The sequence below is a fragment of the Streptomyces sp. NPDC059009 genome (assembly GCF_042740175.1).
GTDB lineage: Bacteria > Actinomycetota > Actinomycetes > Streptomycetales > Streptomycetaceae > Streptomyces.
Genome location: NZ_JBHYJB010000046.1, coordinates 50,003 through 76,686, shown reverse-complemented (window position 1 = coordinate 76,686; position 26,684 = coordinate 50,003). Strand labels below are relative to the sequence as shown.

The window sequence follows — 26,684 nt, the reverse complement described above, 5'->3', positions numbered from 1 at the left end:
ACTGGGTGCGGGCCCATGGGGGTGAGACGGGCGCGGGCGGGATTGGCGGCGCCGGTCGGGGAGGAACACCTTGCGCCATGAGTGGAACACGTACGAGATCGGCCCTGGCGAAGGTGACCGCCGCCCTGTTCGCGGCGCTGGCCCTCACCCTGGGCGCGGCCTTCGAGTCCCCTGCCGCCCCCGCGGCCCCGGCCGCCGACCCCACGCCCGCCGGGTCCGGGGCGCAGCAGCGCTTCGTCTCCCCCTTCACCGGCCTGAATGCCCGTCAGGGACCGGTCCTGGCCGTCAAGTTCGACAACCACAGCATGGCCCGCCCGCACACCGGACTCGACCAGGCGGACATCGTGTACGTCGAGAAGGTCGAGGGCGGCCTCAGCCGCATCATGGGCGTCTACTCCAGCCGCTACCCGCGCACCCTCGGCCCGGTCCGCAGCGGCCGCGAGTCGGACCTGGAGCTGCTGCCCACCTTCGGCCGCCCGGTCCTCGCCTACTCCGGTACCCACCCCGGCATCAACCGGCTGTTCCGCAAGGCCCCGTTCCCGACCCGCTCGCACGGCAAGCTGCCCGGCGCCTACTTCCGCTCCGGCAGCCGGGTGCCCCCGCACAACCTGTTCGTGCACCCGCGGGCGGTCCTCCGCTCCGCGCCCACCACGAGCAAGGCCGCCGACATCGGCTTCCGCTTCGGCCCGGCGCCGCGCGGCGGCAAGCCCACCGCACGGCGCACCGTCCGCTACGGCGCGGCCACGCACTCCTTCACCTGGTCGCCCCGGCGCGGCCGCTGGCTGGTGTCGATGGACGGCAGCCCGGCCAGGGCCACCAATGGCGCCCGCCTGGGCGGCCGCACCGTCGTCATCCAGTACGCGAAGATGTGGCCGACGCGCTTCCGCGACTCCAACGGAGTGCCCGAGCCGTACATCAAGACGATCGGCACCGGCCACGCCACGGTCCTGCGCGACGGCAAGGCGTACGCGACGCGGTGGAGCCGCCCGACCCGCAACAGCCCGACGGCGTTCACGCTCCGCAACGGAAAGCGGATGCCGTTCGCGCCGGGCCAGGTGTGGGTGGTCTACCAGAAGCAGTGACTCCCGCTGCCGGCCGCCAACTAGCCTCTGCTTGCGCCTACTTGGGGAGCTCGGTCCCGAAGCCGAGCGCCAGGTAGGACTTGGGGCCCTTCTTCGACGTCGGCCTGGACAGCAGATCGGTGCTGATGTAGAAGCGGCCGTGCGTGAAGCGCATCTCGGAGTCGAGCTGCGGGATGCCCGCTCCGGCGACGCTCGCCTTGCTCTTCAGGAGCGTCGACTGCTTCATCGTGCGGCCGTCGATGGAGACGATCTGGACGCCCGAACCCCACTTGTAGGCAAGGACGTTGCTCCCGTCCATGCGGATCGGGAACATCTCGTACGGCTCTCCGGCATCGGCCCGCTCACCGGTGGTCTTCCCGGTGCCGAGGGCGTACGAGATGATCTCGTTCGTCGAGCTGAACTTGCCCTTGCCGTCGTGCCGCGCGGTCGCGAGGTACAGCTTGTCGTTGCCGACGGTGATGCCCCGGCAGCCGTTCACGATGCCGGTGGGGCAGTCGAACTGGAACTTCCGGTCCGGCGTCACGATCTTCGAGCGCAGCTTTCCGCGCCGGTCGATGGCGAGGATGTCGCTGGCGCCGGCGCCGGAGATCTCGCCCGAGTCCACGCCGACGACCAGCGGGTCGACGGAGAAGATCTTGGGGCTGCGGACACCGCTGGGCAGCTTGTACGTGATCTTGTCCTTGCCGGAGGCCGGGTCGAGCACCTGGACCTTGTAGCGCTCCTTGCCCGTCTCGCCGCACGCGCGCACCGCGCCGAGCCGGCTGCCGCCGCCCGTGTAGCCGAGGTCCTGGCACTGGGACGACAGGGACGGCCGCCACAGCTCCTTGCCGCTGCGCAGATCGAAGGCGACCCCTCCATAGATCCCGCCGACGCCGACCGTATTGCCGCTGATGGCGGCCTGGTTGAACTCCATCTTCCGCGACTGGCTGCCGAGGGTGACCGACTTGGTCCAGAGCTTCTTGCCGGTGTCGACGTCGAAGGCGACGATCTCGGTGCAGCGGGGGAAGAGGTCCTGCGCGGACGGCTTGTCGTCCTTCTTCTTGTCCCCCTTCTTCCCCTTGCCCTTCTTCCCCTTCTTGCCCTTGTCCTTCTTGTCGTCCTTCTTGTCGTCCTTGGGCTTCTCGGGCTTCTTCGTGGGCTGGGCGGCGATGACCACGCTCACGCCGTCCTTGCTGATGTCCGGGGAGGCACCGCACGACTTGCCGGGCAGCGGGAGCTGCCACTTGTCCTTGCCGGTGACGGCGTCGACGGCGCCGATGCGGTTGACGGACGCCTTCGCGTACACCTTGTCCGTGAGCCAGGAGCCCTTGGTCTCCCAGGAGTTCGAGCCTTTGGGTAGCTCCGGTCCGGGCGCCGAGACCTGGAAGGTGGCGGTGGGATCCTTCGGGACCCGCTCCTCGGGCCGCACGTAGGCGGGCCCCTTCGGTCCCTTCCCCTTGGCGTCCGCGTCCCCGTCGTCGCTGATGGCCTGCCAGCCGAACCAGCCGCTCCCGCCCACGAGGACGGCGGCCGCGGTGGCGGCGGCGCCGAGCACGGCCCGGCGACGGGCCGCGGACGGGGCGGCCGCCCGGCGCCTGGACTCGCTGAACTCGCTGAGCGGGTGCGGCCCTTGGGGCGGTCCGAAGCCGTCGGGCGGCGGGGTGGGCTGCGTCATCGGGTGTCCACCTTGAGGTGCGAAGAGAGAGCGCGGGCTGAGGTCGGTTCAAGAATCTCCGAACGACAGGATGCCCGCCCGCTTCCCTTCGGTTCCGGCGCTTTCCCCTTTTTTGTAATCGGTGTTCACTTTGCTGGGCCGGAGGTCAGCGCCCCGGGCGCGGGAAGGGCCCGCTGCCGGGCGGGCTGTGGACGATCTCGGCGGCCACGTCGGCGATCTTCAGGTGGTTGCGGCGGGCGTGATGGCGCAGCAGGTCGAAGGCGTCGCCGACGGTGCAGTCGAGCCGCTCGGCGAGGATGCCCTTGGCCTGCTCGATCAAGACCCGGCTGTTCAGGGCGTGTTGGAGCTGCTGCTCGCGGTTCGTCGCCTGCCGCAGGGCGTTGCGGTGGTCGAGGCCCGCGGTGGTGGCGTCGGCGAGCAGGGTGCTCCAGCGCAGGTGCTCCGGCAGCAGGGCGCCCTGCGGGTGGTGGAGCGTGAGCGCGCCCAGGGAGCGGTCGTCGTGGCGCAGGGGCAGGGCGGTCACCGTGGTCACCCCGGCCTCGACGGCCCGTGGGGTGAAGTGGGGCCAGCGGACCCGGCTGTGCTGATGGGTGAGATCGACATTCGTCAGGGGTTTCCGGGTGCGCCAGCTGTCCGTGCCGGGCCCCTCCCGCACATCGCCCTGGATCAGCTCCAGTTGACCGGCGACGTCGCTGGTGGCGGTCGTCTGCACCGGATGGGCGTCGGCGTCCAGGAGACTGCAACTGGCCGCTTCCACGCCCGGGATGAGGACGGCGGCCCGGGCGAGACGGCGCAGCAGCTGCTCGTCGCTCTCACCGTTCAGGGGCGCGTCGGCCAGGGTGATCAGCGCAGGCGCCATGGCGAGATCCTGCGCGGGAAGGGACAGCGGGGGCGAGACAGGAGGGCGAGGCATGGCGACAACCCTTGGACGATGGGGAGTTCCACATTTGCACGCTGAACTGTTGCCGATTTGCTGACTTGTGCTGGTGGCACATGACCGCACAGCGAGCGAAGCACATCCCGCAAGCAGTCCGCTACCCCGCGTCAGCGCCCTTCGTCACCCGGACGCGGTAGGTGCCGTCGTCGTCGGTGCCGAGGACCTGGACGGAGACATTGTTCCTGGTGTCGGTGTAGGTCTGACCGGGAGTGAACGTGGCGTCGCTGAAGTCGGCGCTGACGTTCGGGTCGGTGTAGCAGCCCTCGCTGCCGGGGGTGGAGTCGGCGACGCGGACGGGCCCCGTACCGGTGTTGACACGGGTGCTGACGGTGGCGATCAGAACCCCTGGCCGGCACACCGCCGCGTCGAGCTCTCCCTTCGTACGGGCCTCGACGGTGATCAGCTCGTTCGCCGAGACCGGCACGGCGACCAGCTTGACCCCGCCGCTCACCGACAGCGGACTGAGCGTGAACTCCCGTGTCCCGTCCTCGGCTTGGCACCCGACCTGGTCCGCGTCGAGCCAGCCCAGCTTCCACTTGTGCCAGGCCATGAAGTCATTGGTGGGCCCCCAGTCCTCGTCCATCGGGTCCCAGTGGCCCGCGAAGTGCGGCGGGTACCCGGACCGGGTGGCGTACAGGTCGGGGAGCCCGAAGGCGTGCCCGTTCTCGTGGGCCAGGACGCGCCAGGCGCTGTCGCCGGTCTGCCGGCTCCAGATGAAGGACCCGGCCCAGGGCACGGACCCCTTCCCGAGGTCCATGTATCCCCCGGCGAAGGTGACGGAGAGGACCTTCTCGGTGGCGGGCGGACCGGCGTTGGGGGTGGCGAGGACGTTGAGGACGTCATACGAACCGAGGTCCGCCTCGTCGCCGACCGCCGCGACGATCTCCCGCGTGACCGCCTCGTACCCGGGCTGGAACGGCACGCCGCGGTCGATGCCGTACGCGCTGAACGGCTTGGACATGCGGATCCACTGGAGGCGGGGCGTGGACCGGTAGTCCATCTTCCCGTACGAGCTCTTGCCGTAGTAGTCGGCGACGGCCGGGAAGAACTCGGCGTAGCGCTCCTGCGGGGTGCCCTCGGCCGGGGCGTCGGGGAAGTCGATGAAGACGGTGTACGCCTTCACGGCCCCGGACGACGTGCGGAAGTTGCCCGGCGTCGGCACGCCCTCGAACTGGTAGGCGCCGCCAGGTCCGCTGAGGGCGCAGGGCCCGGAGGGCGGGGCGGACACGGCGTCCGCGGCCGCGGCGGGCGGAACGGTGGCGGCGAGGGCGGCAGGGGCCGCGGGGGCGGCGAGGGCGGTGAGGGCGGCGAGCAGAACGGTCGTGGTGGCGGCGGCCGCGGCGGCGGCCAGGGATATGCGCTTCATCAGGGCTCCCGAAGGTCGGCTTGTGGTGGCGCTGTGCGACCAGCACAAGCCGGGGAGTCCGGCCCGCGCGCGACGGGAGGGCCGGATGGCCCCAACAAAAGAACCCCCAGACCGTCATCGGTCTGAGGGTTCGAAGAAGAGCGGGTGACGAGAATCGAACTCGCACTCTCAGCTTGGGAAGCTGATGTTCTACCACTAAACTACACCCGCGTAGTACGGCCCCTGAAGCGGCTTCGTACTGGCGGACACTGTACCTCATCCCGGGCTCCGGGCGCCTCCGCGTCCAGGGCCCGGCTGCGTTCTGAGAGGTGTAAGTGACTGCGGGTGAAGGGAGTTGGGGCGTACGGTGAATCGCGGTCGTGCCGCCTGGAGCCGCGTCCCTTTCATCCCTTAATGTGGCCTTTCGTCGTCACGGTATTGGGGAAGGGACTCGAGGACTTGATGGAGCGCACCGTCGTCCGTTGTGCCGAGGGGCACGTGTTCAGCACCGCTTCGTTTCCGATGCAGCAGGCCGACCGGCTCGGCCCCGGGCGGCTCCTCCGGTGTCCCCGGTGCGCCCGGCTCCGGCACGCGGTGCCGGTGACGCTGCAGAAGCGGTAGCAGCAGGCAGCAGCAGGAGCGGTAGCAGGAGTCGTAGAACAGCGCTGGAGCGCAGGGCGCGCGGGGCGGTCGCGGAGAGTGAATTGCGGCTGGCCCGCGCGCTCTGCGTATCCTCGGGGCGTGCTTCTCTCAGACAAGGACATCCGGGCCGAGATCGACGCCGGACGGGTGCGGATCGATCCCTACGACGAATCCATGGTGCAGCCGTCGAGCATCGATGTGCGGCTCGACCGCTACTTCCGGGTGTTCGAGAACCACCGGTACCCCCACATCGACCCGTCCGTCGAGCAGGCCGACCTGACGCGGCTCGTGGAGCCGGAGGGGGACGAGCCGTTCATCCTGCACCCCGGTGAGTTCGTGCTCGCGTCGACGTACGAGGTCATCACGCTCCCCGACGACCTGGCGTCGCGCCTGGAGGGGAAGTCGAGCCTCGGGCGGCTCGGGCTCGTCACGCACTCGACCGCCGGGTTCATCGACCCGGGCTTCTCGGGACACGTGACCCTCGAACTGTCGAACCTCGCGACGCTGCCGATCAAGCTCTGGCCGGGCATGAAGATCGGCCAGCTGTGCATGTTCCGGCTCACCTCGCCCGCCGAGGCACCGTACGGCTCGGAGCGGTACGGGTCGCGTTACCAAGGACAGCGCGGGCCGACCGCCTCGCGGTCCTTCCTCAATTTCCATCGGACACAGGTGTGACATCCAGCATGAGTGACGTGCGCGAGAACCTTACGTACGAGAAGTTCGGCACCGCCGTGCGCGAGCTGGCGCAGACCATCGCTGACGACGGGTACGAGCCCGACATCATCCTGTCGATCGCCCGCGGCGGCGTCTTCGTCGCCGGCGGTCTCGCCTACGCGCTCGACTGCAAGAACATCCACCTCGTGAACGTGGAGTTCTACACGGGCGTCGGCGAGACGCTCGAGATGCCCGTGATGCTGGCGCCCGTTCCGAACGCGATCGACTTCTCCAACAAGAAGGTGCTCATCGCCGACGATGTCGCCGACACCGGGAAGACGCTGAAGCTCGTCCACGACTTCTGCCTCGACGAGGTCGCCGAGGTCCGGTCCGCCGTGATCTATGAGAAGTCGCACTCGCTGGTGAAGTGCGAGTACGTGTGGAAGCGCACCGACGAGTGGATCAACTTCCCGTGGAGCGTCGAGCCGCCCGTGGTGCAGCGGGCCGGGCAGGTTCTGGACGCGTGAGCCAGTGGACCGCGGGCCGGTCCACGGATGTACGAGGGCCCCGGTGAGAGTGCGTCACTCTCGCCGGGGCCCTCGTGTGTGTCCGCCTAGAACGTGCCGAGCTTGATGATCGACAGGATCGCCAGGAGCTGGATCGCCGAGGCACCCAGGGCCTTCGGCCAGGGCAGGTCGTGGGACTTGCTCACCATCGACGTGAGCAGCGCGCCCGCCGCCAGCCAGGTCGCCCAGCCGAGGAGCTGGACGAAGGGCTGGTCGCCGCCGAGGAACATGGCCACGATCAGGCGGGGGGCGTCCGTGAGGGACATGATCAGCATGGAGAGGCCGACCGTCGGCTGCCACGCGCCGTTGCCGCCGAGCTGGCGGGCGAGGCTGTGCGTGACCACGCCGAGGATGAAGGCGCTGATCGTGATCGCCACGGCCGTGGTGAGGACGTACGGGACGGCCGCGGACAGCGTCGCGTTGATCGCGTCCTCGCGGGCGCCGTCGAAGCCGAAGATCGCGAGCAGGCCGTAGAGGAACGTGACGATGACGGCGGGCGCCCACATCGCGTAGTCCCGCATCTGCAGGAAGGTCGGGCCCGGGCGGACGACGATGCCGCGGAGCAGGTCCTTCCAGTGCAGCTTCGGGCCGATGGGCGGGGCCGGTGCCTGGCCCGCGCGATAGGTGTCGCCCTGGCTGTACGGGTCCTCGCCGAGGGAGAACGCCTGCGTGCTGCCGGGGTTGTTGGCGGCGTACGGGTCGTAGCCGCCGTGGCCCGGGTCGCCGGGTCCGCCCTGGCCGCCGCCGAAGTACTCCGGCTCGCCGTGGGCGCCACCACCTGCCTGCGGCCACTGCTGCTGCGGATGGCCCGGCTGCTGGGGGTACCCCTGCTGTTGCGGGTAGCCCGGCTGCTGCGGGGCGCGGCCGTAGGCGTGCGGGTTCGGCTGGGAGCCGTACGGGGGCGGGCCCTGGGGGGCCTGCTGTCCGCCGTACGGCTCCTGCCGCGGTCGTTGTTGCGGGGCGCGGTTGTCCCGGCCGCGTCCGATCCTGAATCCAGCCACGGAATCGAACGTACCTGGTCTGCCTGAGTGGGGCGTCCCTCCTCCGGAGGAGAGGGCTGTTTGCGGCCGTCCTGTGACAACCCCTAGGGGGACCCTGAGGGGATATCCCCCCAGCCCTACCGGCCGAGGACGTCTCGTACGCCGTAGGGCGCCTAGCGGGGCAGTACCGACCCGTACGACACCGCGCCCGACAGGCCCAGCTTCGCCGGGGTCACCGAGTGGGTGTCCTCGAAGGGTGCGTCGTCCGGGCCCCAAGCCGCCCATACGCCGCCGGAGTCGGCGTTCTCGCCGGGCGCGCCCACCGCGTAGTCCGTGTAGCGGCCCGCGTAGAAGCCGGTGGCCGCCACCGTCGCGCCGAACTGGTCGCCCGCCTCGGCGGTGCCCTCCACCCCGTCGGAGTTCTGGGTGGTCATCCCGCCGACGAACGTGGGCTGGTCGTAGGACGCCTCCAGGTAGGAGTACGCGCCCGCGTTCTTCGCCGTGCCGACCGCCTCGTGACTGTTGCCCACGAGGAGGGCGTCGTACTGGTCGCCGGTCGGGTCGTGGATCGTGGCGAGCGAGGTGCCGAAGTTGTCCTCGGCCTCCGCCGTGCCGCCCACGCCGGGCGAGTCCTGCGTGGTGCAGCCCGCCGCGCCGCCGAGCGTGGTGCCCTTGGCGCCGAGGACGAGGGCGACGGCGCCGCCGAGGGTGTCCTTGCAGTACGTGTTGCCGGGGTCCGCCTCGGGGTTGGGCCTGACCAGGCCGATGGCGAGGTCCTTCGTCCCGTCGTGGTTGTAGTCGCCGATCGCGAGGGAGTCGCCGTAGTCGGGCGCACGCCACGTGTTCTTCCACTCGCCGGACGCCTTGCTCAGCGCGCGCGTGCCCGCGACCTCCATGCCCTTGTGCGTGGTCACGAGCTCGTCCGTGCCGTCGCCGTCCAGGTCGCCGGAGGCGTACGTGCGCGGGGCGCCGAAGGCGTAGCCCTCGACCAGGGAGGGGGTCGTGGCAGACGATGCCGTGACCGGGCCCGGCCGGGTCATCGTGGTCGTGCCCTCGTCGCCCTGCGAGGAGAAGACGAGGTCCTGTGTGCCGTCGCCGTCGTAGTCGCCGGCCGTCATGATGCGGCCGATACGGGTGTCCTCGGTGCCGCTCTTGAGGGCGGTGATGCCGCCCTTGGTGAAGCCGTTCGCGGAGCCCCACACCACCGAGACGGTCCCCATCGAGGGGGTGTCGCCGATGGCCTCCTCGGGCGCGGAGACGGCCAGGTCGCTGTAGCCGTCGCCGTTGAAGTCGGCGGCCGTGACGGCGGTGCCGAAGAGGTCGCCCGCCTCCACCGTGCCGGGCACGCCGCTGGTGCCCTGGGAGACGTTGACCGAGCCGTGCCTGCCGAGGCCCTTCTCGCCGCCCCAGACGACGTTGACGTATCCGGCCTTGGCCTTGCCGCCGACCGTGGCGGAGGGCATGCCGACCGCGAGGTCCGTGTAGCCGTCGCCGTTGAAGTCGGACGTCAGCTTCGAGGGCGTGGCCGCGGAGGCGCCGCCCGCGGTGAGGCCCGAGAGTCCGAGGACGGTGGCGGCGCACAGGGCGCCGGCGGCAAGCAGCTTGTTGCGCTGACGCACGGGTGTGCGCACGTGTTGTCCGTGTCGTGACACTGAGTTTCTCCAACTCACGTAAAAGTAAAGGGGGTTCAGTGGGCAGGGGGGAGGTGGGGTGAGGTGAGGTGGGGTCGGGGTTCGGTGGAGAAGGGTCAGCGCAGCGTGTGGCCGAAGTCCGCGTCCGCCCCGCCGCCCACGCGGAAGTCCGAGCCGTTGAAGGACGTCGCGTACGAGGACGTGAGGCCCGTCGTCGTGCCGCGCAGTACCCACACCGCGCCGACGTCCGCCGTCGTGCCGATGTCCTCGCCGTTCGCCGCGATCGCGAGGTCCGCCCTGCCGTTCTTGTTGATGTCCTTGAGGCGCAGCGAGGAGCCGAAGTGGTCCTCGGGCTCGGCGACTCCGGGGACGCCCGCCGTCTCCTGGTGCCAGGACTTCCCGGCGCCCAGGCGGCCGTTCGCGGCGCCCTTGAGCAGGACCACGCTGCCGGTGCCCGCGACGCCGTCGACGGTCTCGCCGGGCGCGCCCACCGCGACGTCGGGGTGGCCGTCGCCGGTCACGTCGCCCGCGGTCACCGCCGCGCCGAAGCGGTCGCCCGGCTCGTCCGTGCCGGGGACGCCCGCGCCGGACTGGTCGTACGTCACCGGGGCGCCCAGCCCGTTGCCGTGTCCGCCCATCCGGACGGTCACCGAACCACCCTTGCCCGCCCCGGAGTTGCCGGTGACGAGGTCGTCGAAGCCGTCGCCGTCGAGGTCGGCGTGCGCGGCGGCGTCGCGGGTCGCGGTGGGGTCGTCGCCCTCGGCGAGGACCTTCGCGTAGTAGCCGTAGTCACCGGCGCCCGCCGGGAGGTGCGCGGTGTAGGCGCCGCCGTCGGCCCGCTCCCCGTACAGGACGTACGAGACGATGTCCTTGGACTGGAACGTGCCCGCGTCCATGCCGGTCAGGCGCACGCCCTTGGGCAGGAAGTCGACCTCCAGGCCGAAGGGGCGGTCCGGGTCGGGCACGCCGTCGGCGTAGTACCACCAGTTGTCGCCGCTGATCACGGCGAGGTTCGGGGAGCCGTCGAAGTCCATGTCGCCGAAGGCCACGCCCTCGCCGAAGCGGCCCTCGGTGTCGGCGGGGGCGTTGAGGGCCAGACCGCCGGAGGCGAAGCCCGACTCGTTGCCCCACAGGATGGTGACGGAGCCGGTGGGCCTGCCCTCGACCCGCTCGCCGGGGGCGCCGACGATCAGGTCCGCGAAGCCGTCGTGGTTGACGTCGCCGCTGGTGAGGCTGTCGCCGAACTCGTCCTCGGGCTCGGTCTTCCCGGGCACCTCGGAGGTCTCCTGGGTGAGCGTGAGGTGGCGGGCGGCCGCGACGCCGTTCGCCGAACCGAGCGTGACCGTCACGGAGTTGGTCCTGGGGTTGCCGATGGCGAGGTCGCGGTAGCCGTCGCCGTTGTAGTCGTCGCTGAGCGTCGTGGCGGCGCTCGCTGAGCCCGCGAGGGGCAGGGTGGGACCCGCCGCGGCGAGGGCCGCGACGGTCGCGGTGGCGGCCAGTGTTCGTACGCGCACGGGAACTCCCTGACAGAGGGGTGGAGCTGTCGGGGATGTGACTCGTGGGGTGTGCCAAGGGTTGTGCGCCGGGGGCGGGAAGTTGGCTTCCAGGTGAACGGGGCGCGGGGCAAATCCCCCTATGGGGGGCTGAGTTGGACGTATGGCTGCCCGGGTCCGACCCGCGGGAGGCAGAGCCCGGGCCCGACCTGCGGGCGGCTCAGCCCGGGCCCGACCTGCGAGAGGCCGGATCCGGCCTACGGGCGGCCGAGCCGGACGCCGAGTTCCTCGCTGCCGAAGTGCCGCACCCGCCCCACGTCGAGCCCGTCCGGCCCGCCCGGGAACACCAGGAACCGCCCGTCCTTCTTGTCGTGCCGCTGCGTGAACGCGACCACGTCCTGGCGCCCGTCGCCGTCCGCGTCGAGCAGCGCCTGCGCCCCGAACGTGAACGCCTCCACGCCGTCCGGCAGCTCCTTGTCGTCCCCGCTCACGGTCTGCCCGGCCGCCACGTCGAAGCCGCCCTTCGCCGACGCGGGCAGCAGGATCAGCTTGTCCGGGTCGATGAGGTGGAAGCCGGGCCTGCCGGTCAGCAGGTCGGCCTTGCGGTCGCCGTTGACGTCGCCGATCTCCGTGCCCGAACCCCAGGTGGAGCCGCGCCCCTGGAGGACCTCGGGCGAACGGCCGCCGCCGGGGCCGGACTTGGAGCCGTAGAAGAGGGTGAGCTTGCCGGGTTCCAGGTCGCCGGGGCCCGGTGAGACCACGAGGTCGTCGATGCCGTCGCCGTCCACGTCGCCGGCGGTGGCACCGCCAGGGCCCTCGTAGCCGCCCATGGCGGAGCCGATCGCCTCGGCGGAGTCTCTGGTCAGGCCCTGCGGGCCGCCCCGGAAGTAGGCGGTCTGCGGCGGCCCGTCCGGCGGGTCGTCGTTCTGCTCGTAGTCATCGGCGTCGTACGGGTAGGTGAACAGCGCGTCCGTGTGCCCGTCGCCGTCGAAGTCGCCGGTGACGCCGCCCTGCGCCGCCCCGTGATCACCGCTGACGCGGCCCGTGCGGGCGGGTCTGCCGTCCTTGAAGGGGCCGAACTGGATCGTTCTGCCGCCGGTGAGGTCGGCGTGGCCGTCGCCGTCGAAGTCGCCCGCCGCCGTCGGCCGGAAGGCGTCCGGAACCGAGAGGCGGCGCGGCTGCGAGACGCCGCGCCGCCCGCCGTGCAGGGCGACGGTCTCGGCCTTCTTGCCCCGCTGCCGCAGGGCGACGAGGTCGGGGAAGCCGTCGCCGTCGAGGTCGGCGCGGAGCGGGGAGCCGTACCCGGAGTCGGGGCCGCCGCCCGGCAGGGTGGTGTGCCAGCCGGGGTGGAGCCCGGCCTTCGAGCCGTAGACGACGACGAGCGAGGTGCCGTGCTCGCGGGAGGTGAGGGGGCCCGCGAAGTCGTCGTAGCCGTCGCCGTTGAGGTCCTTCAGGTGGACGGGCTGCCCGGGTTCCGCGGGCTTTCCCGCGGCCGGGCGGGTCCCGGAGGGCGCGGGTGCGGCGCCGCCGTCCGGCTCCCCGGCGGTGAGGAGCCCGCACCCGGACAGGAGCGCGGCGCAGCACAGCGCGGCGCCGGGCGCTCGCCACTTCGCACCGGCCGTCGGCCGCTTCACGAGGACGCCCCCTTCTCCATGGTGGTGAACTCGGCCGTGGAGAAGGTGAGTCGGGCCTTGCGCGACACCAGCGTCCCCGACTCCGCCCCCGGATGGACGCCCACCGTGTCCCCGCCCGAGTCCAGCGACGTCTGGAGCACCAGGTCGGCCTTCTTGTCCCCGTCGAAGTCCGCGACCTTCAGGACGCGCGTGGTGCCCTTGGCGGAGCCGGATCCGACGAGCGCGGTGGCGTTGTCCACGAGCCCCGACGCGCGGGCCCGCAGCACCCGGACGTCCCCGGCGGCGCCCCCGTCCCCGCTGCCCGCCCCGCTCAGCACGAGCTCGCTCAGCCCGTCCCCGTCGAAGTCCCCGGCGTCCACGGCGACATCGCGTGACTCCAGCGTGCCGCGCACCGTGCCCGGTACGTCGTACCGGAGGGCGACGCCGCGCGGCCCGGCGACGGCGGCGTCCGTGCCCTTGCCCTTCCCGAAGCGCCCGAAGGCCACGTCGGTCCCCGACGGAAGCAGCACCCCGGTCCGGTTGGGCCCCTTCGGCCCGCCGCGGACGACGCTGAGGGTGCCGCCCGCCTTCCGGACCACGATGTCGTCGTAGCCGTCCCGGTCCACGTCCGTGGCGGGCAGCGGCAGGATGTCGTTGCCCGGCGAGAGCAGCGGCTTTCCGGCGGCGCGCGGGGCGCCCTTGCGCGTGAACGGCCCGCGCAGGAAGCTCAGCCGGGCCCCGCTGGCGTGCACCACGAGGTCGCTCGCGCCGTCCCCGTCGAAGTCCCCGCAGGCGGGCTGGTCGGCCCAGTCGTTGCCGAACCGGGCCTGCGCCGGGACCTGGAGCTTGACGGCCTTGCCGGCGAGCCCGCGCGGCGACCCGAAGAGGATCTGCAGCGGCACGGGCGGCTGCCCCTGTCCGTCGTACGGCGGGTCGGTGGAGACGACGAGGTCGGTGAACCCGTCCTTGTTCAGATCGCAGGACGCCTCCGACTCGAAGGCGGCGGGCAGCTGGCCCTTGGTGCGGGCCCCGTTGGCGTGCGCGGTCAGCAGCTGCCGCGCCCCGGGCGTCAGTCCGTCCGGCCCGCCGTACAGCACCCCGATCCCGGCGTCGTCGCCCCCGTCGGGGTGCGCCAGGTCGTCGAGTACGAGATCACGGGCGCCGTCGCCGTTGAAGTCGTCGTCGACGCGGCTGCCCTTGCCCTGCGGGACGGGCCGGAGCGCGGCACCCTTGCCGGCGAGGCTGACGGGCTTGTGCCGGTCGCCACCGGAACCGCCGTCACTGCCGCTGCCGCCACAGGCGGTGGCGAGGGTGAGCAGAGCCGCACAGCCGACCGCCACGGAGACGAGCCGTGCCCGCCCCCCGTACCCGCCCGGCCCCGAGCTCGGTCCCTGCCCCGGGCCCCGGCCCACGGGTCTGTCCCCGCTCACGCCACCGTCACGTATGCCCGCACTCCGCATTGCCGCTCCACCCCGACCACACCAGACGTCACAACGCCCACATGATGCGCCTGCACCCTGCACACGAGTAAGCCCGGGGGGATGCCGCTTTGGTCACGCAGGGGTCACAGGTGCCGACGTGCCTGCCGGCATGACGAACGGCCGGTGCCTCCCCTCCTCGGGGCGGCACCGGCCGTTCGGCCTTACGGCTTGCGCTACTTCACCGGCTCCGGCTCCGGCGCGTCCGCCGACTCCTCCTCGCCCGCCGGGTCGACGGGCGTCTTCACGGAGTCGAGCAGCAGCTGCGCCACGTCCACGACCTGGATGGACTCCTTCGCCTTGCCATCGTTCTTCTTGCCGTTGACCGAGTCGGTCAGCATGACGAGGCAGAACGGGCAGGCGGTGGAGACGATGTCGGGGTTCAGGGACAGGGCCTCGTCGACGCGTTCGTTGTTGATGCGCTTGCCGATCCGCTCCTCCATCCACATCCGCGCGCCACCGGCGCCACAGCAGAAGCCGCGCTCCTTGTGGCGGTGCATCTCCTCGTTGCGCAGGCCCGGGACCTTGCCGATGATCTCGCGCGGGGGCGTGTAGATCTTGTTGTGGCGGCCCAGGTAGCACGGGTCGTGGTAGGTGATGATGCCCTCGACCGGGGTCACCGGGATCAACTTGCCCTCGTCCACCAGGTGCTGGAGCAGCTGGGTGTGGTGGATGACCTCGTAGTCGCCGCCGAGCTGCGGGTACTCGTTGCCGAGGGTGTTGAGGCAGTGCGGGCAGGTCGCGACGATCTTCTTCGCGGTCTTCGGCTTCGCCGACTCGGGGACGACCTTGCCGTCGTCGTCGAGCTCCTCGCCGAACGCCATGTTCAGCGCCATGACGTTCTCCTGGCCGAGCTGCTGGAACAGCGGCTCGTTGCCGAGGCGGCGGGCCGAGTCACCGGTGCACTTCTCGTCGCCGCCCATGATCGCGAACTTGACGCCCGCGATGTGGAGGAGCTCCGCGAATGCCTTGGTGGTCTTCTTCGCGCGGTCTTCGAGCGCGCCCGCACACCCGACCCAGTAGAGGTACTCGACCTCGGTGAGGTCCTCGATGTCCTTGCCGACGACCGGGATCTCGAAGTCGACCTCCTTGAGCCACTCCAGGCGCTGCTTCTTCGCCAGGCCCCAGGGGTTGCCCTTCTTCTCCAGGTTCTTGAGCATCGTGCCCGCCTCGGACGGGAAGGCGCTCTCGATCATCACCTGGTAGCGGCGCATGTCGACGATGTGGTCGATGTGCTCGATGTCGACGGGGCACTGCTCCACACACGCACCACAAGTGGTGCAGGACCAGAGCACGTCCGGGTCGATGACGCCGTTCTCTTCGTGCGTGCCGATCAGCGGCCGCTCGGCCTCGGCCAGGGCGGCGGCGGGCACGTCGGCGAGCTGCTCGGCCGAAGCCTTCTCCTCGCCCTCCATGGACTTGCCGCCACCGGCGAGCAGGTACGGGGCCTTGGCGTGCGCGTGGTCGCGCAGCGACATGATGAGCAGCTTCGGGGAGAGCGGCTTGCCCGTGTTCCAGGCGGGGCACTGCGACTGGCAGCGGCCGCACTCGGTGCAGGTGGAGAAGTCGAGGATGCCCTTCCAGGAGAACTGCTCGACCTGGGAGACACCGAAGACGGCGTCCTCGGCCGGGTCCTCCCAGTCGATGGGCTCCCCGCCGGAGGTCATCGGCTGCAGCGCGCCGAGCGCCACGTCGCCGTCCGCCTCGCGCTTGAACCAGATGTTGGGGAAGGCGAGGAAGCGGTGCCAGGCCACACCCATGTCGGTCTTCAGGGCGACCGTGATCATCCAGATGAAGGAGGTCGCGATCTTCAGGCCCGCGAAGAAGTACGTGAGCTGCTGGAGCGTGGAGACGTCCAGGCCGTCGAGGGCCGAGACCACCGGGTACGAGATGAAGAACGACGCCTCGTAGCTGTCCACGTGGTGCTGGGCGCCCTCAAGGGCGTGCAGCATGAAGATGCAGACACCGACGATGAGGATGACCGTTTCGACGAAGTACGCCTGGCCGGTGTTGGAGCCCGCGAAGCGCGACTTGCGACCCGGCTTGTCCGGGCGGCTCAGCTGCCGGATGACGATCAGCGCCAGAATGCCGAGCACGGTCATCGTGCCCATGAACTCGACGTAGACGTTGTACGGGGCCCAGTCACCGATGACCGGCAGCAGCCAGTCGGCCTTGAAGAGCTGGCCGATGGCGTTGACGATCGTCAGCAACAGGGTGAGGAAGCCGACCGCCACGAACCAGTGCGCGACGCCGACGACGCCCCAGCGGTTCATCCGCGTGTGGCCGAGGAACTCCTTGACCACCGTGATGGTGCGCTGCTTGGGGTCGTCGGTACGGGTGCCGGCGGGGACGGGCTGGCCGAGCCGTACGAAGTTCCAGATCTGGAGGATGGCACGGCCGAACAGCGCGACGCCGACCGCGATTAGGACGAGCGACACGATGATCGCGGCGAGTTGCATTGAGGGCTCCTCGGGCCTGCGAGGCGGACTTCGTAGCTGACTGACTGGCTCAGCCGACTACGCGATTACTAAGCGGTAACTTATGCAGTCCGTCTGAGACTACCCACTTACGCCGCCGCACTGTAGTCGGGCCCGTGGTGATCTGTGTCGCTGAGGCAACCCTGAGTGGTGCCGTGGCCCCATTGACCCATGACAGTTCTGCACCGCGTACGGCGGGCGGCCCGCCGTGTCGGACTCGACGTCGGCCGCTATCCCCAGGAGACCGACGACTTCCGCACCGCCCTCCTGCTGCGGGAGCACGGGGTCGGCGTCGTGCTCGACGTCGGCGCGCACACCGGGGGATACGGGGCGGGCCTCAGGTCGCACGGCTACCGGGGGCGGATCGTCTCCTTCGAGCCGGTCGCCGAGCACCACCGCCGCCTCGCCGCCCGCGCCGCCCGCGACCGCGCCTGGACCACCCGCAGGCTCGCCCTCGGCGCGGCGCCCGGCGAGGCGGCCCTGCACGTCGCGGGCAACGCGGGCGCGAGCAGCTCGCTCCTGCCGATGCTGGAGCGGCACGCCCGGGCGGCGCCGGACAGCGCGTACGTACGGCAGGAGCGGGTCGAGGTGGGGCGGCTCGACGCGGTGTGGGACGAGGTGGTGCGCCCCGGCGAGCGGGTCTTCCTGAAGCTGGACGTGCAGGGCTTCGAGCGGCAGGTGCTCGACGGGCTCGGCGCGCGGGTCGCGGACTGCGCGGGCCTCCAGCTGGAGATGTCGCTGGTGCCGCTGTACGCGGGCGGGGTGCTCTACCGGGAGCTCCTCGACTGGGCCGAGGAGCGCGGCTTCGCCCTGATGAACCTGCTGCCGGGGTTCGCGGACGCGGGCTCGGGGCGGATGTACCAGTGCGACGCGGTGCTGATGCGGGAGTGATGCGGCAGTGATGCGGGAGCAGTTCAGGAGGTACGGGCCACGCACGCCACGTCCGAGAACAGCGTGGGCCGGGCGCGGGCCAGGAAGGTGCCGAGGCGCTCGCCGAGGAAGCGCGGGCTCTCGAAGTACGGGTGGAAGGCGGCCTCCGCGTAACCGCAGCGGCGCGTGAGCATCAGGCCGAGCGAGCGGTGGGTGAAGTAGTGCAGATGGCCCTCGTCGTAGAGGTCGGCGGGGGCCCCGGCGTAGGTGGTGAGGCCCTCGTCGGTGCTCGCCGTGGACGGGAAGCGGCCCGCGGCGAGCTTGAGGCGGCGGGTCCACTTGGCGAGGTTCGGGGTGTCGACGTAGGCGAAGCCGCCGGGCCTGAGCAGGGAGCGGATGTCCCGCATCGCGCCGAGCGGGTCGACGAGGTGCTCGATGAGGGCGATCATCACGACCGCGTCGAAGGGCCCCTGGACGGTCGCCGACGGCCGCTCGGCGTCCGCGTGCGCGAACCGGATGCGCGGGTCGCCGAACGTGCGGCGCAGTCCGGCCAGGCGCGGCGGCGAGATGTCGCCGATGGTGTAGCTGCGGAACGGCACGCCGCCCGCGCGCAGGCTCTCCGCCACCACCCCGTTGCCCGCGCCGAGTTCGAGGACGTCGGCGCCCTCGGGCAGCAGCAGGGCGAGCGCGGTGACGGCGGCGGCCGCGCGGTGCGTGGGCCGGGGCGCGGCCAGGGGGAACGGGTCCGGCGGGGGAGCGGTGCGCTCGGCCGCGTACTTCGCCTCGTAGTGCTCGGCCAGGCGGGTGGGGATCACGGGGCCTCCAACGCTCGGTGCGGCGTCAACATCCTTATTTGTAGGCGAATGTATCTTTTGCCCGAATTGATCAGAGTGGATCACTGACGGGCAAGGAGACGTGTCGTGGCTGGCATTGACGCGGTGGTGACCGGAGCCGGTGGCTTCATCGGAGGGCATCTGACCCGGGCCCTGCTCGCCGAGGGGAAGAGCGTCCGCGCGGTCGACCGCAAGCCGGTCGAGGAGTGGTACCAGATCCACGACGACGCGGTGAACACCGTCCGCGACCTCTCCCTCCGCGACGCCTGCGTGCAGGTGCTCGACGGCGGCGCCGGCGAGGTCTACCACCTCGCCGCCGACATGGGCGGCATGGGCTTCATCGAGTCCCACAAGGCCGCCTGCATGCTGTCCGTCCTCTCCAGCACCCACATGCTGCTCGCCGCCCGCGACAGCGGCGTCGGCCGCTACTTCTACTCCTCCTCCGCCTGCGTCTACGCCGCCGACAAGCAGACCGACGCCGACGTCACGGCGCTGCGCGAGGAGGACGCCTACCCGGCGATGGCCGAGGACGGCTACGGCTGGGAGAAGCTCTTCAGCGAGCGCATGGCCCGCCACTTCCGCGAGGACTACGGGCTCGCCGCCCGCGCCGCCCGCTACCACAACGTCTACGGCCCGTACGGGACCTGGACCGGCGGCCGCGAGAAGGCACCCGCCGCCGCCTGCCGCAAGGTCGCCGCCGCCGTCCTGTCCGGCGCGCGCGAGGTGGAGATCTGGGGCGACGGCGAGCAGACCCGCTCCTTCACCTACATCGACGACTGCGTCGAGGGCACCCTGCGCCTGGCCCGCAGCGAGGTGACCGAGCCCCTCAACGTCGGCTCCGACCAGCTCGTCTCCATCAACCAGCTGTACGCCATCGTCGAGCAGATCGCCGGGGTCGAGCTGAGCCACCGTCATATCCCGGGCCCGCTCGGGGTGCGCGGCCGCAACAGCGACAACACCCGGATCTACAAGGAGCTCGGCTGGCAGCCCGGGATCTCCCTCCTGGAGGGCCTGGAGCCCACCTACCGCTGGGTGTACGACCAGCTGAAGGCCCAGCTCGACGGCCGCCCCCACCAGGTCTGACCCGACCTGACCCGACCTGACCCGACCTGAACCGAGCCGAGGTGAACTGATGTTGAGCATCCCCCGCGTCGATGTGCTCGGCACCGCCGTCAGCGCCGTCGGGCCCCGCGTCGCCCTCGACGAGATCACCCGCTGGGTGCAGTCGGACGGCGCCGTCCGCAGCTACGTCTGCGTCACCGGCGTCCACGGCGTCATGGAGTCCGTCCGCGACCCCGAACTCCGCGCCGTCCACAACGCCTCCGGGCTCACCGTCCCCGACGGGATGCCCATGGTGTGGGCCGGGCACCGGGCCGGGGCGTGGTGGATGGACCGGGTCTACGGGCCCGACCTGATGCTGGCCACGCTGCGGCGGGCGGCGGAGCGCGGGTGGTCCTCGTACTTCTATGGCGGCGGGCCCGGGGTCGCGGAGCTGCTCTCTTCACAACTCCGCTACCGCATGCGGGGGTTGCGTGTCGTCGGCAGCTACTCCCCGCCGTACCGGCCGCTCACCGCGGGCGAGGACGAGGACGCCGTCGCGCGCATCAACGCCAGCGGTGCCGACCTGGTCTGGGTCGGCCTCTCCACGCCGAAACAGGAGCGCTGGATGGCCTCCCACCGGCCCCGCCTCACCGCGCCCGCGCTGCTCGGCGTCGGCGCCGCGTTCGACTTCCACGCGGGGCTCGTGCCGCAGGCGCCGGAGTGGATGCGGGGGCGGGGGCTCGAGTGGACGTACCGCCTGGCGAAGGAGCCGCGGCGGCTGTGGCGGCGGTATCTGCGGAACAACCCGGAGTACCTGGCGCGGATCGCCCTCAGCCCGCCGAAGCTGCTGCCGGTGCCGCATCCGGCGAAGCCGCATCCTGCGAAGCCGCATCCTGCGAAGTCGCAGGCATGAAGGTCGCGCTGGTTCACAGCTTTTACGCCTCCGGGCAGCCCAGCGGCGAGAACGAGGCCGTGCGTGACCAGGTGGGGGCGCTGAGCACGGCCGGGCACGAGGTGCACCTGGTCGCGGCGCACACGGACGAACTGTCCCGTGACCCTCTCTACCCGCTGCGTGCGGCCGGGCGGGTGGCGACGGGGTGGGGTGCCAACCCCCTTGCTGAGCTACGGGAGTTCGGGCCGGACGTCGTCCACGTCCACAACCTCTTCCCCAACTTCAGCCGCTCCTGGGTGACGTCGTGGCCCGGCCCGCTGGTCGCCACCGTCCACAACTACCGGCCCCTGTGCGCGGCCGGGGACCTCTACCGGGACGGTGCCGTCTGTACGCGGTGCCCGGATGGTGACCGGTGGGCGGGGCTGCGGCACGGCTGCTACCGGGGGTCGCGGCTCGCCACGGCGCCGCTGGCCTGGGCGGGGCGGGGTGGGGCCGGCGGGGATCCGGTGCTCGCGCGGGCGGACCGGGTGGTCGTGCTGTCCGAGTCGGCCAGGGAGACGTATGAGCGGGCGGGGGTGGGCGCGGGGCGGCTGGCGGTCATCCCCAACTTTGTTGTGGACGGCGGGGGTTGGGCTCGTACCGCGCCTGTTGATGCTCCGTGGATCTTCGTCGGGCGGCTGTCCGCCGAGAAGGGTGTCCTCGAACTGCTTCGCCGCTGGCCCGAGGGCGAGCCCCTCGACGTGGTGGGCGACGGTCCGCTGGCCGGGGACTGCCGGGCCGTCGCGCCCTCGTCCGTGCGGTTCCACGGGCAGCTCGGCCGTGCGGAGGTGCGGCGGTTGCTGCCGCGCGCCCGGGGGCTCGTCTTTCCGAGCCGCTGTCGTGAGGGTGCGCCGCTGGTGCAGGTGGAGGCGTTGGCGGCGGGGGTGCCTGTGCTGGCCTTCGAGGGGTCGGCGGTGGCGGACGTGGTGCGGGAGCGGGGGGTGGGTGTGGTCACCGGGTGGGATGCGCCGCTCGGGCCGGTTCTGGTGCGGGCTGCGGGGGTGTTCTCGGGGCTGCGGGCGTGGTGTCGGCGGACGTACGAGGAGGAGTTCGGTGAGCGGACGTGGGTGGAGCGGATGCTGGCGTTGTACGGAGGGTCGGGGCGGGGACGCGGCGGTATGTCCGTCCTCGAAAAGCCGGGGGCGCGGTAGGGGTACACGAGTACTGGCTTGGGTGGGGTGCTGTACTGCGGGCGGACATACCGCCGCGTCCCCACCCCTTGCGCCGTCGCCCGTCTGCGGGCCGTCTCCCCTTTCCGCACGGGGGCGCGCCACACCAGGCCCAGCATCACGCCTGCAGGCCGTCTCCTCTTCCCGCCTTCCCGCGCGGGAATGGGCCCCTTTCAGCCTCGGGGGGTGTCTTTCAGCCCGTCCGGCGTTTGAGGACGAGGCCGTTCAGGCCGATGGGGGGTCTGGGGGCGCAGCCCTCAGGGGTGCGCCAGGGGCGACGGAGTCGGCGGATTCGGGAAGGGGCGGGGATGGGGAAAGAGCCCCGCAGGGGCCACCCCTGAGGCGGTGGGCGTGACGCGGCCCCGGGTCGCCGTGGTCGAGCCCTATCTGGCTCGCTATCGGGTGCCCCTCTACCGGCAGCTTGCCGTTGACCTGCGGGCGCGCGGTGTCGATCTCGTGGTGGCACACGGCCAGGCCACCGGGGCCCAGGCCCGACGCACCGATGGCGTGTCGGTGCCGGGCGCCGTGGTGCTGCGGCAGCGGTCGTTGCGGGTGGGGAGGCGGGAGCTGCTCTGGCGGGAGTTGGGTGAACTCGCTTCGTCTGTCGATGTGTTGGTGCTTGATCAGGCTCTGCGGAACCTGGAGAACCATCTGTGGCTGGGGCGTCGCCGGGGCCCCGCCGTGGCGCTCTTCGGGCACGGGGGGACCTACACCGTGGCGCAGGGGCGCCTCGCGCGTGCCGCCAAGCGGGGCATGACCCGGGGCGCCGACTGGTTCTTCGCGTACACGGACGCGGGGGGTGAGGACGTCGTGCGGGACGGGTTTCCTCGCGCGCGCGTCACCGTCGTGCGCAACGCCGTCGACACGGGCGAGGTGGCCGGGGCGCGGGAGCGGGTCACGGAGCGGGAGATGGCTGAGTTCCGGGCCCGGCACGGGCTGGTGGTGGGGCGGACCTGTCTGTTCCTCGGGGGCTTTGACGCCGCCAAGCGGATTCCCCTGCTGGTGGCTGCTGTTGAGCGCATCGAGCGGCAACTGCCGGGGTTTCGGCTGCTGATGGCGGGTGACGGGGAGCTGCGGGAGCTGGTGCGGGGTGCGTCTGCTGTTGTTGATCTGGGGCCGGTCGCGCGGGCCGAGGACAAGGCGCTCCTCGGGGCCGTGAGCGAGCTGCTGCTCATGCCGGGGCGGGTCGGGCTGTGCGCGGTCGACTCGTTCGCGCTGAGGACGCCCGTCGTCACGGCCGAATGGCCCTTTCACAGTGTGGAGTTCGAGTATTTGGAGCATGGGCGCAACGCGTGGGTGGTGCGGGGCGGGGAGAGAGAATTCGCTGCTGCTGTAGTGGAGTTGCTGCGGGACGGTGAGCGGGTGGAGCGGTTGCGGGCCGGGTGCGTCGAGGATGCCGCGCGCTACACGGTCGAGGGCATGAGCGAGCGGTTCGCCGACGGGCTGGAGCGGCTGCTAGCCCTCCGGTGAGGGGGTGGCGGCCGCAGTGAGGCGGGGGCTCTTTCCCGTACGGCGGGTGAGCAGGCCCCGGGACGCCACGACCCCGTACACGGGGAGGCGTTCGCGCACCATCAGCAGCGCCGCCCCCGCCGGGACCAGCGCGCACACCGCGCCGAGCAGCGCCCCCAACGGGCCCCCGCCGCCCGTCACGCTGTGGCCCGCCGTCGCCGCGAGGCCGAGCCAGCACCCGGCCGCCGCGTGCACCGCGTACGCCCGCAGCAGCGGTGGGAGCGCGACGGCCGATCGGGCACGCCATGTCCACAGCTGTGCGCAGATGCCCGCCGCCGGGCCCGCCGCCGTCGCCCCCGCGACAGCGGTGAGGCTGTGCGTCGCGGCGGCGATGCCGAGAGACGTCAACATGCCCAGGATGCAGGCCAGTTGGGTGCGCAGTGTGGCGCGTTCCGCGTGGCCCGCCTGGTCCACCGAGACGCCCACCGCGCAGAGCAGCGACAGCGCCGCACCCGTCGCCAGCCAGGGCACCAGCGGTCCCGCCGACTCCCAGCCGGGGCCGAGCAGCAGCCGCAGCGCGTCCGGCCCCGCCCCCGCGACCGCCCCGAAGAGCAGGAAACCGGCCGCCGACGTGGTGCACAGCAAGTCGTGCACCGTCCGGCGCGGCAGCCGGTGGTCCTCGGCCGACTCCGACAGCGCGGGCAGGGCGGTCTGGTGGATGCCCTGGAGCAGCATGTTCTGCGGGATGCCCGTCAGGAGCTGGGCCCGCGAGTAGTGGCCGACCGCCGCGGGGCCGTAGACGGCGGACACGCACCACAGGGGTGCGTTGGCGATCGCCGTGTCCATCAGGCCGTATCCGGCGAAGAAGCTCGACGGGCCGATCAACTCCCTTATGGGGACCGGGGGTCCGTCGGGGAGGGGGATGCGGGTGAGGCGGTGTGCGGCGATCAGTGCCGTGCAGGCCGATGAGACCGGGAGGGACGCCGCGATGCCGTAGGGCGCGATGCCGCACAGGAGGAGGGCGAGACCCGTCGCCGCCCCCGCTGCCTGTCCCGCCACCTCGGCCGCCGCCGCGGGGCGGGCCCGTCCGCAGCGCCGCAGCCCGCACAGCGATGTGAACGCCAGGGGATGGGTGAGGAACTGGGCGCTCAGCAGACGCAGCATCGGCTCCGCGTCGGGGATGCCGAGCAGCCGGGCGGCGGCGGGGGCCGCGGCCTGGGCAGACACGAAGCAGAGCAGGCCCACGGCTGTTGCGATGCGGCGGGCCGTGCGCAGGAGTGAGCGGGTGAGGGCGGGGCAGCGGAGCAGGGGCGTGATCAGACCGGCGTACGAGATGTGGCCCAGCAGAATCATCACGCTCAGCGCCGCCGCGTACGCGCCGAAGCGGTCCGGGGCCACCAGGCGCGCGGTGCCCGCCGTGTAGCCGAGCTGCACGACCAGGGCCGCGGCCGAACCGCCGTAGTTCCAGCCGAGGTTGCGCAGTGCCGACCGTCCCGACTGCCCGGAACGCCCCGACTGCCCCGACCGCGTCGGCCGTGTCGACCGTGTCGACCGTGTCGACCGTGTCGTCATGGGGTCGTGGGGGTGAGCGGCGTGCGCACGAGGGCGGGGGGCGCCGACTGCGTGCGGGCTTCGGCGTGCACCGCGCCGTGGCGGAGCAGCAGGCCCAGCAGCAGGCCCTGCTCCACCGTCGGCGCGTACGTGCAGCAGAAGACGCAGACCCCGGCGGTCGTCAGCCACAGGGCGAGCCCCGTGGGGGTGCGGCGGTCCGTGCGTCGCAGGGCGGCGACGATCGCCACCGCGGCGGCCACCAGGCCCAACAGGCCCGCGCGCAGCAGGAGATGGAGGAAGTAGTTGTGCGGCTGGCTCTCCACGACGCCGCCGTCCACGAACCGTGCGTACCCGGAGCCGAAGGGGAGGCCGAACAGCCAGTCCGCCGTCCCGTCGAGACGGTCGAGCAGCAGCCGCCAGCCCGCGATGCGCCACTGCATCGTCCCCTCGTCGGTGGCCGACGTGGTCAGGTTCTGGGTGAGTTCGCTGCCGGACAGGAGCAGCGCCCCGGTCACGCCGAGGAGGCCGGTGAGCCCGGCCGCGACGAGCGAAGCCGTCCTGCGCACCCCGGAGCCGGGGCGCAGCAGCAGCCAGCCCGCGCCCATCACGAACGCGGCCAGCCACACCGTGCGGTGCTGGAGCAGCAGCACGACCACGAGGAGCGCCGCGGCCAGCAGGCGGTGCCCGGGGCCCGTCCGGCGGGCGCAGAGCAGGGCCACGGCGGCCTGGGCGACGACGAGTGCGGAGGCCGCGTCGTCGGGCCGCGCGTTCACCAGCTCGCCGCCCACCAGGACCTGGTCGGAGCTGCTGCCGATGCCCGTCCGGGTCCACCACACCACCGCGACCGCCGCATAGAGGGAGGCGAGGAGCGTCCAGATGCGCCAGACCTGGGTGTCGAGGCGGGGGCTCGGCGGGGCGGACGCGGTGTAGGCGGCCGCCACGAGCAGATACGCGAAGGCGCCGCGCGCGTCGTTGCCCGCGGGCTCCAGGCCGTAGGCGCGGGCGCCGGTCACGAGGGACGCCAGCATCAGCAGGGCGAGGGCGCCAAGGGCCGCGTACCCGAGGTGCGGGCGGGTCGTGCGGCGGAGCAGCGCCACCACGGTCGCGACGGCGGCGCAGGCGGAGAGGACGTCGAGGGGGTAGAGGCTGATCAGGCCGAGGTCGAGCGTGGGCACCTGGCCGCGCGCGACGACCTGCCACGCCTGGCCCCCGGCGAGCAGCGCGACCCCGGCCGCCGGGACGCGGACGAGCACGAGGAGCAGCCCGGCGGCGGCGAGCGCGGCGGTGAGGGCGAGGAGGAGCGTGGTGGGTGAGGTGGTGGCGACGGTGGAGGCGGCGGCGGTGGCGGTGGTCATCGGGGGGTGGCCTCGTTCCCGCGGGGGCCCGAGCGCTGTCCGCGCAGGGCTCTGAGTGCCGTCCGCGCGTACGGGGACAGCATCAGGAGCGGAGCCCAGGGCCACAGGTGGCGGAGGCAGTACGCCCACCACTGCAGGGGCGGGAGTTCGCGCTGGGACGTGACGCGGCGCAGTGCCTCGCGCACGCCGATGCCGGGGGCGTGGGAGCCGGTGCCCGGCGGGTTGGTGTCGCAGACGCCGACGTGGCGCGGCGCCACGTACACGGGGATCCCGGCCCGGCGCGCCCGCAGGCCGTAGTCGAAGTCGCCCATGGAGTGCCGGAAGCGGCGGTCGATGTCGCCGAGCCGCTCGCGCACGGGGCGGGGCACGAGGACCACGTTGCCGTTGCAGGTGTCGCAGGGCTCGGGGCGGCCGGTCGGCTCGACCAGGGCGAAGTCGTGGGTGCGCGGGTGCCAGCGGGGGCGGGTGCGGCGGCGGCCGGAGTAGGTGGTGGCGGGGCCGTCCGTGGCGTGCACCGCCCCGGCCAGGACCGCGGGGGCGGGCAGTGCGTGGGCGGTGGCGAGGAGGTGGGCGAGGGCGTCGTCGGCGAGGACGACGTCGTCGTTGAGCCACAACTGGTGGGTCCAGGGCGGCAGTCCGGAGCGGCGGCTGTTGCGGCTGGCGAGGCGCATCCCGGCGCCCCAGAAGACGTCCGTGCCGACCCTCATCACGTCCACGTCGGGGTACTGCTCGGCGACGGCGGCCGCCGTGCCGTCGCCGCTGCCCGCGTCGACGAGGTGGACGGCGAGGGTGGCGCCGGCGGGCAGTCCGCGCTGCCGGTACAGGGCCGCGAGGGCCGCGAGCGTCCTGTCCCGGCGGTTGTGACAGGTCATCAGGACGGCGACGCGGGGGATGTTCACGGGTGTTTCCACGGGCGTCTTCTCTCGGGGCGGC

21 protein-coding genes and 1 tRNA gene are annotated in these 26,684 nt (G+C 72.1%); 8 read left to right on the top strand and 14 right to left on the bottom strand.

The annotated features are described in order from the left end of the window. Nucleotides 1-77 precede the first annotated feature (77 nt). Nucleotides 78-1,082 carry a DUF3048 domain-containing protein gene (locus tag ACFWYM_RS36205; RefSeq protein WP_384846967.1) on the top strand — a complete coding sequence of 335 codons (1,005 nt, stop codon included), beginning with the start codon at nucleotides 78-80 and terminating at the stop codon, nucleotides 1,080-1,082. 37 nt (nucleotides 1,083-1,119) lie between these two features. Here the strand turns inward: ACFWYM_RS36205 and ACFWYM_RS36200 are convergent, their stop codons facing one another. From ACFWYM_RS36200 to ACFWYM_RS36185, 4 genes are all read right to left on the bottom strand, one after another. Continuing rightward, complete coding sequence (locus tag ACFWYM_RS36200) at nucleotides 1,120-2,736, bottom strand: PQQ-binding-like beta-propeller repeat protein (protein WP_384846965.1); 1,617 nt, start codon at nucleotides 2,734-2,736, stop codon at nucleotides 1,120-1,122. A 145-nt stretch (nucleotides 2,737-2,881) separates the two neighbouring features. After that, the gene (locus tag ACFWYM_RS36195) at nucleotides 2,882-3,595 is read right to left on the bottom strand and encodes an ANTAR domain-containing protein (RefSeq protein WP_384846963.1); all 714 of its coding nucleotides are present in this window, start codon (nucleotides 3,593-3,595) and stop codon (nucleotides 2,882-2,884) included. Nucleotides 3,596-3,770: 175 nt separating this feature from the next. Continuing rightward, nucleotides 3,771-5,039, bottom strand: coding sequence for a M6 family metalloprotease domain-containing protein (locus tag ACFWYM_RS36190; protein WP_384846961.1), 1,269 nt, complete (start codon nucleotides 5,037-5,039; stop codon nucleotides 3,771-3,773). Nucleotides 5,040-5,178: 139 nt separating this feature from the next. Further along, nucleotides 5,179-5,249, bottom strand: a tRNA-Gly gene (locus tag ACFWYM_RS36185). Between the two features lie 510 nt (nucleotides 5,250-5,759). Between ACFWYM_RS36185 and dcd the strand changes: the two genes are divergently transcribed. Beyond that, the gene (gene dcd / locus ACFWYM_RS36180) at nucleotides 5,760-6,335 is read left to right on the top strand and encodes a dCTP deaminase (RefSeq protein ID WP_384846959.1); all 576 of its coding nucleotides are present in this window, start codon (nucleotides 5,760-5,762) and stop codon (nucleotides 6,333-6,335) included. A gap of 8 nt (nucleotides 6,336-6,343) precedes the next feature. Next, nucleotides 6,344-6,841, top strand: a complete 498-nt coding sequence (locus ACFWYM_RS36175) for a phosphoribosyltransferase (RefSeq protein ID WP_384846957.1) — start codon at nucleotides 6,344-6,346, stop codon at nucleotides 6,839-6,841. An 86-nt stretch (nucleotides 6,842-6,927) separates the two neighbouring features. Here the strand turns inward: ACFWYM_RS36175 and ACFWYM_RS36170 are convergent, their stop codons facing one another. From ACFWYM_RS36170 to ACFWYM_RS36145, 6 genes are all read right to left on the bottom strand, one after another. Then, entirely contained in the window at nucleotides 6,928-7,881 is a 954-nt protein-coding gene (locus ACFWYM_RS36170) for a Yip1 family protein (RefSeq protein ID WP_384846955.1), read from the bottom strand. Between the two features lie 152 nt (nucleotides 7,882-8,033). Beyond that, entirely contained in the window at nucleotides 8,034-9,491 is a 1,458-nt protein-coding gene (locus tag ACFWYM_RS36165) for an FG-GAP-like repeat-containing protein (RefSeq protein ID WP_384846953.1), read from the bottom strand. Nucleotides 9,492-9,607: 116 nt separating this feature from the next. After that, complete coding sequence (locus ACFWYM_RS36160; protein WP_384846951.1) at nucleotides 9,608-11,005, bottom strand: FG-GAP repeat protein; 1,398 nt, start codon at nucleotides 11,003-11,005, stop codon at nucleotides 9,608-9,610. A gap of 236 nt (nucleotides 11,006-11,241) precedes the next feature. Beyond that, complete coding sequence (locus tag ACFWYM_RS36155; protein ID WP_384846949.1) at nucleotides 11,242-12,618, bottom strand: FG-GAP repeat domain-containing protein; 1,377 nt, start codon at nucleotides 12,616-12,618, stop codon at nucleotides 11,242-11,244. Beyond that, entirely contained in the window at nucleotides 12,615-14,027 is a 1,413-nt protein-coding gene (locus tag ACFWYM_RS36150; protein WP_384846947.1) for an FG-GAP repeat domain-containing protein, read from the bottom strand. The genes ACFWYM_RS36155 and ACFWYM_RS36150 overlap by 4 nt, the downstream gene beginning before the upstream one ends. A gap of 224 nt (nucleotides 14,028-14,251) precedes the next feature. Then, complete coding sequence (locus ACFWYM_RS36145) at nucleotides 14,252-16,534, bottom strand: (Fe-S)-binding protein (protein ID WP_384846945.1); 2,283 nt, start codon at nucleotides 16,532-16,534, stop codon at nucleotides 14,252-14,254. Nucleotides 16,535-16,723: 189 nt separating this feature from the next. Here ACFWYM_RS36145 and ACFWYM_RS36140 point away from each other — a divergent pair, with 189 nt between their 5' ends. Next, on the top strand, nucleotides 16,724-17,443 hold the full coding sequence (locus tag ACFWYM_RS36140; RefSeq protein ID WP_384846943.1) for an FkbM family methyltransferase: 720 nt from the start codon (nucleotides 16,724-16,726) through the stop codon (nucleotides 17,441-17,443). 23 nt (nucleotides 17,444-17,466) lie between these two features. On the opposite strand, the gene ACFWYM_RS36135 is transcribed toward ACFWYM_RS36140, so the two are convergent. Further along, nucleotides 17,467-18,237 carry a class I SAM-dependent methyltransferase gene (locus ACFWYM_RS36135; RefSeq protein WP_384846941.1) on the bottom strand — a complete coding sequence of 257 codons (771 nt, stop codon included), beginning with the start codon at nucleotides 18,235-18,237 and terminating at the stop codon, nucleotides 17,467-17,469. A 105-nt stretch (nucleotides 18,238-18,342) separates the two neighbouring features. Here ACFWYM_RS36135 and ACFWYM_RS36130 point away from each other — a divergent pair, with 105 nt between their 5' ends. The 4 genes from ACFWYM_RS36130 to ACFWYM_RS36115 all read left to right on the top strand — a co-directional run bounded on the left by ACFWYM_RS36130 (nucleotide 18,343) and on the right by ACFWYM_RS36115 (nucleotide 22,866). Next, nucleotides 18,343-19,338, top strand: coding sequence for an NAD-dependent epimerase/dehydratase family protein (locus tag ACFWYM_RS36130; RefSeq protein WP_384846939.1), 996 nt, complete (start codon nucleotides 18,343-18,345; stop codon nucleotides 19,336-19,338). A 49-nt stretch (nucleotides 19,339-19,387) separates the two neighbouring features. Beyond that, nucleotides 19,388-20,209 (top strand): WecB/TagA/CpsF family glycosyltransferase, encoded by an 822-nt coding sequence (locus tag ACFWYM_RS36125; protein ID WP_384846937.1) that lies wholly within the window; start codon nucleotides 19,388-19,390, stop codon nucleotides 20,207-20,209. Then, nucleotides 20,206-21,378 carry a glycosyltransferase family 4 protein gene (locus tag ACFWYM_RS36120; RefSeq protein ID WP_384846935.1) on the top strand — a complete coding sequence of 391 codons (1,173 nt, stop codon included), beginning with the start codon at nucleotides 20,206-20,208 and terminating at the stop codon, nucleotides 21,376-21,378. The genes ACFWYM_RS36125 and ACFWYM_RS36120 overlap by 4 nt, the downstream gene beginning before the upstream one ends. Before the next feature lie 369 nt (nucleotides 21,379-21,747). Then, nucleotides 21,748-22,866, top strand: a complete 1,119-nt coding sequence (locus tag ACFWYM_RS36115; RefSeq protein WP_384846933.1) for a glycosyltransferase family 4 protein — start codon at nucleotides 21,748-21,750, stop codon at nucleotides 22,864-22,866. Here the strand turns inward: ACFWYM_RS36115 and ACFWYM_RS36110 are convergent. Genes ACFWYM_RS36110 through ACFWYM_RS36100 form a run of 3 tightly spaced genes read right to left on the bottom strand, consistent with a single transcriptional unit; the run spans nucleotide 22,852 to nucleotide 26,662 of the window. Beyond that, nucleotides 22,852-24,417, bottom strand: a complete 1,566-nt coding sequence (locus ACFWYM_RS36110) for an oligosaccharide flippase family protein (protein ID WP_384846931.1) — start codon at nucleotides 24,415-24,417, stop codon at nucleotides 22,852-22,854. The genes ACFWYM_RS36115 and ACFWYM_RS36110 overlap by 15 nt on opposite strands. Beyond that, nucleotides 24,414-25,751, bottom strand: a complete 1,338-nt coding sequence (locus ACFWYM_RS36105; protein ID WP_384846929.1) for a hypothetical protein — start codon at nucleotides 25,749-25,751, stop codon at nucleotides 24,414-24,416. The genes ACFWYM_RS36110 and ACFWYM_RS36105 overlap by 4 nt, the downstream gene beginning before the upstream one ends. Next, on the bottom strand, nucleotides 25,748-26,662 hold the full coding sequence (locus ACFWYM_RS36100; protein ID WP_384846927.1) for a glycosyltransferase family 2 protein: 915 nt from the start codon (nucleotides 26,660-26,662) through the stop codon (nucleotides 25,748-25,750). The genes ACFWYM_RS36105 and ACFWYM_RS36100 overlap by 4 nt, the downstream gene beginning before the upstream one ends. Nucleotides 26,663-26,684 lie beyond the last annotated feature (22 nt).

What these genes read in the sequence shown, in the direction of transcription:
- ACFWYM_RS36145 (WP_384846945.1), bottom strand. Translation starts at nt 16,534, where the DNA reads ATGCAACTCGCCGCGATCATCGTGTCGCTCGTCCTAATCGCGGTCGGC.
- ACFWYM_RS36110 (WP_384846931.1), bottom strand. Translation starts at nt 24,417, where the DNA reads ATGACGACACGGTCGACACGGTCGACACGGTCGACACGGCCGACGCGG.
- ACFWYM_RS36205 (WP_384846967.1), top strand. Translation starts at nt 78, where the DNA reads ATGAGTGGAACACGTACGAGATCGGCCCTGGCGAAGGTGACCGCCGCC.
- ACFWYM_RS36125 (WP_384846937.1), top strand. Translation starts at nt 19,388, where the DNA reads ATGTTGAGCATCCCCCGCGTCGATGTGCTCGGCACCGCCGTCAGCGCC.
- ACFWYM_RS36105 (WP_384846929.1), bottom strand. Translation starts at nt 25,751, where the DNA reads ATGACCACCGCCACCGCCGCCGCCTCCACCGTCGCCACCACCTCACCC.
- ACFWYM_RS36190 (WP_384846961.1), bottom strand. Translation starts at nt 5,039, where the DNA reads ATGAAGCGCATATCCCTGGCCGCCGCCGCGGCCGCCGCCACCACGACC.
- ACFWYM_RS36195 (WP_384846963.1), bottom strand. Translation starts at nt 3,595, where the DNA reads ATGGCGCCTGCGCTGATCACCCTGGCCGACGCGCCCCTGAACGGTGAG.
- ACFWYM_RS36140 (WP_384846943.1), top strand. Translation starts at nt 16,724, where the DNA reads ATGACAGTTCTGCACCGCGTACGGCGGGCGGCCCGCCGTGTCGGACTC.
- ACFWYM_RS36120 (WP_384846935.1), top strand. Translation starts at nt 20,206, where the DNA reads ATGAAGGTCGCGCTGGTTCACAGCTTTTACGCCTCCGGGCAGCCCAGC.
- ACFWYM_RS36200 (WP_384846965.1), bottom strand. Translation starts at nt 2,736, where the DNA reads ATGACGCAGCCCACCCCGCCGCCCGACGGCTTCGGACCGCCCCAAGGG.
- ACFWYM_RS36175 (WP_384846957.1), top strand. Translation starts at nt 6,344, where the DNA reads ATGAGTGACGTGCGCGAGAACCTTACGTACGAGAAGTTCGGCACCGCC.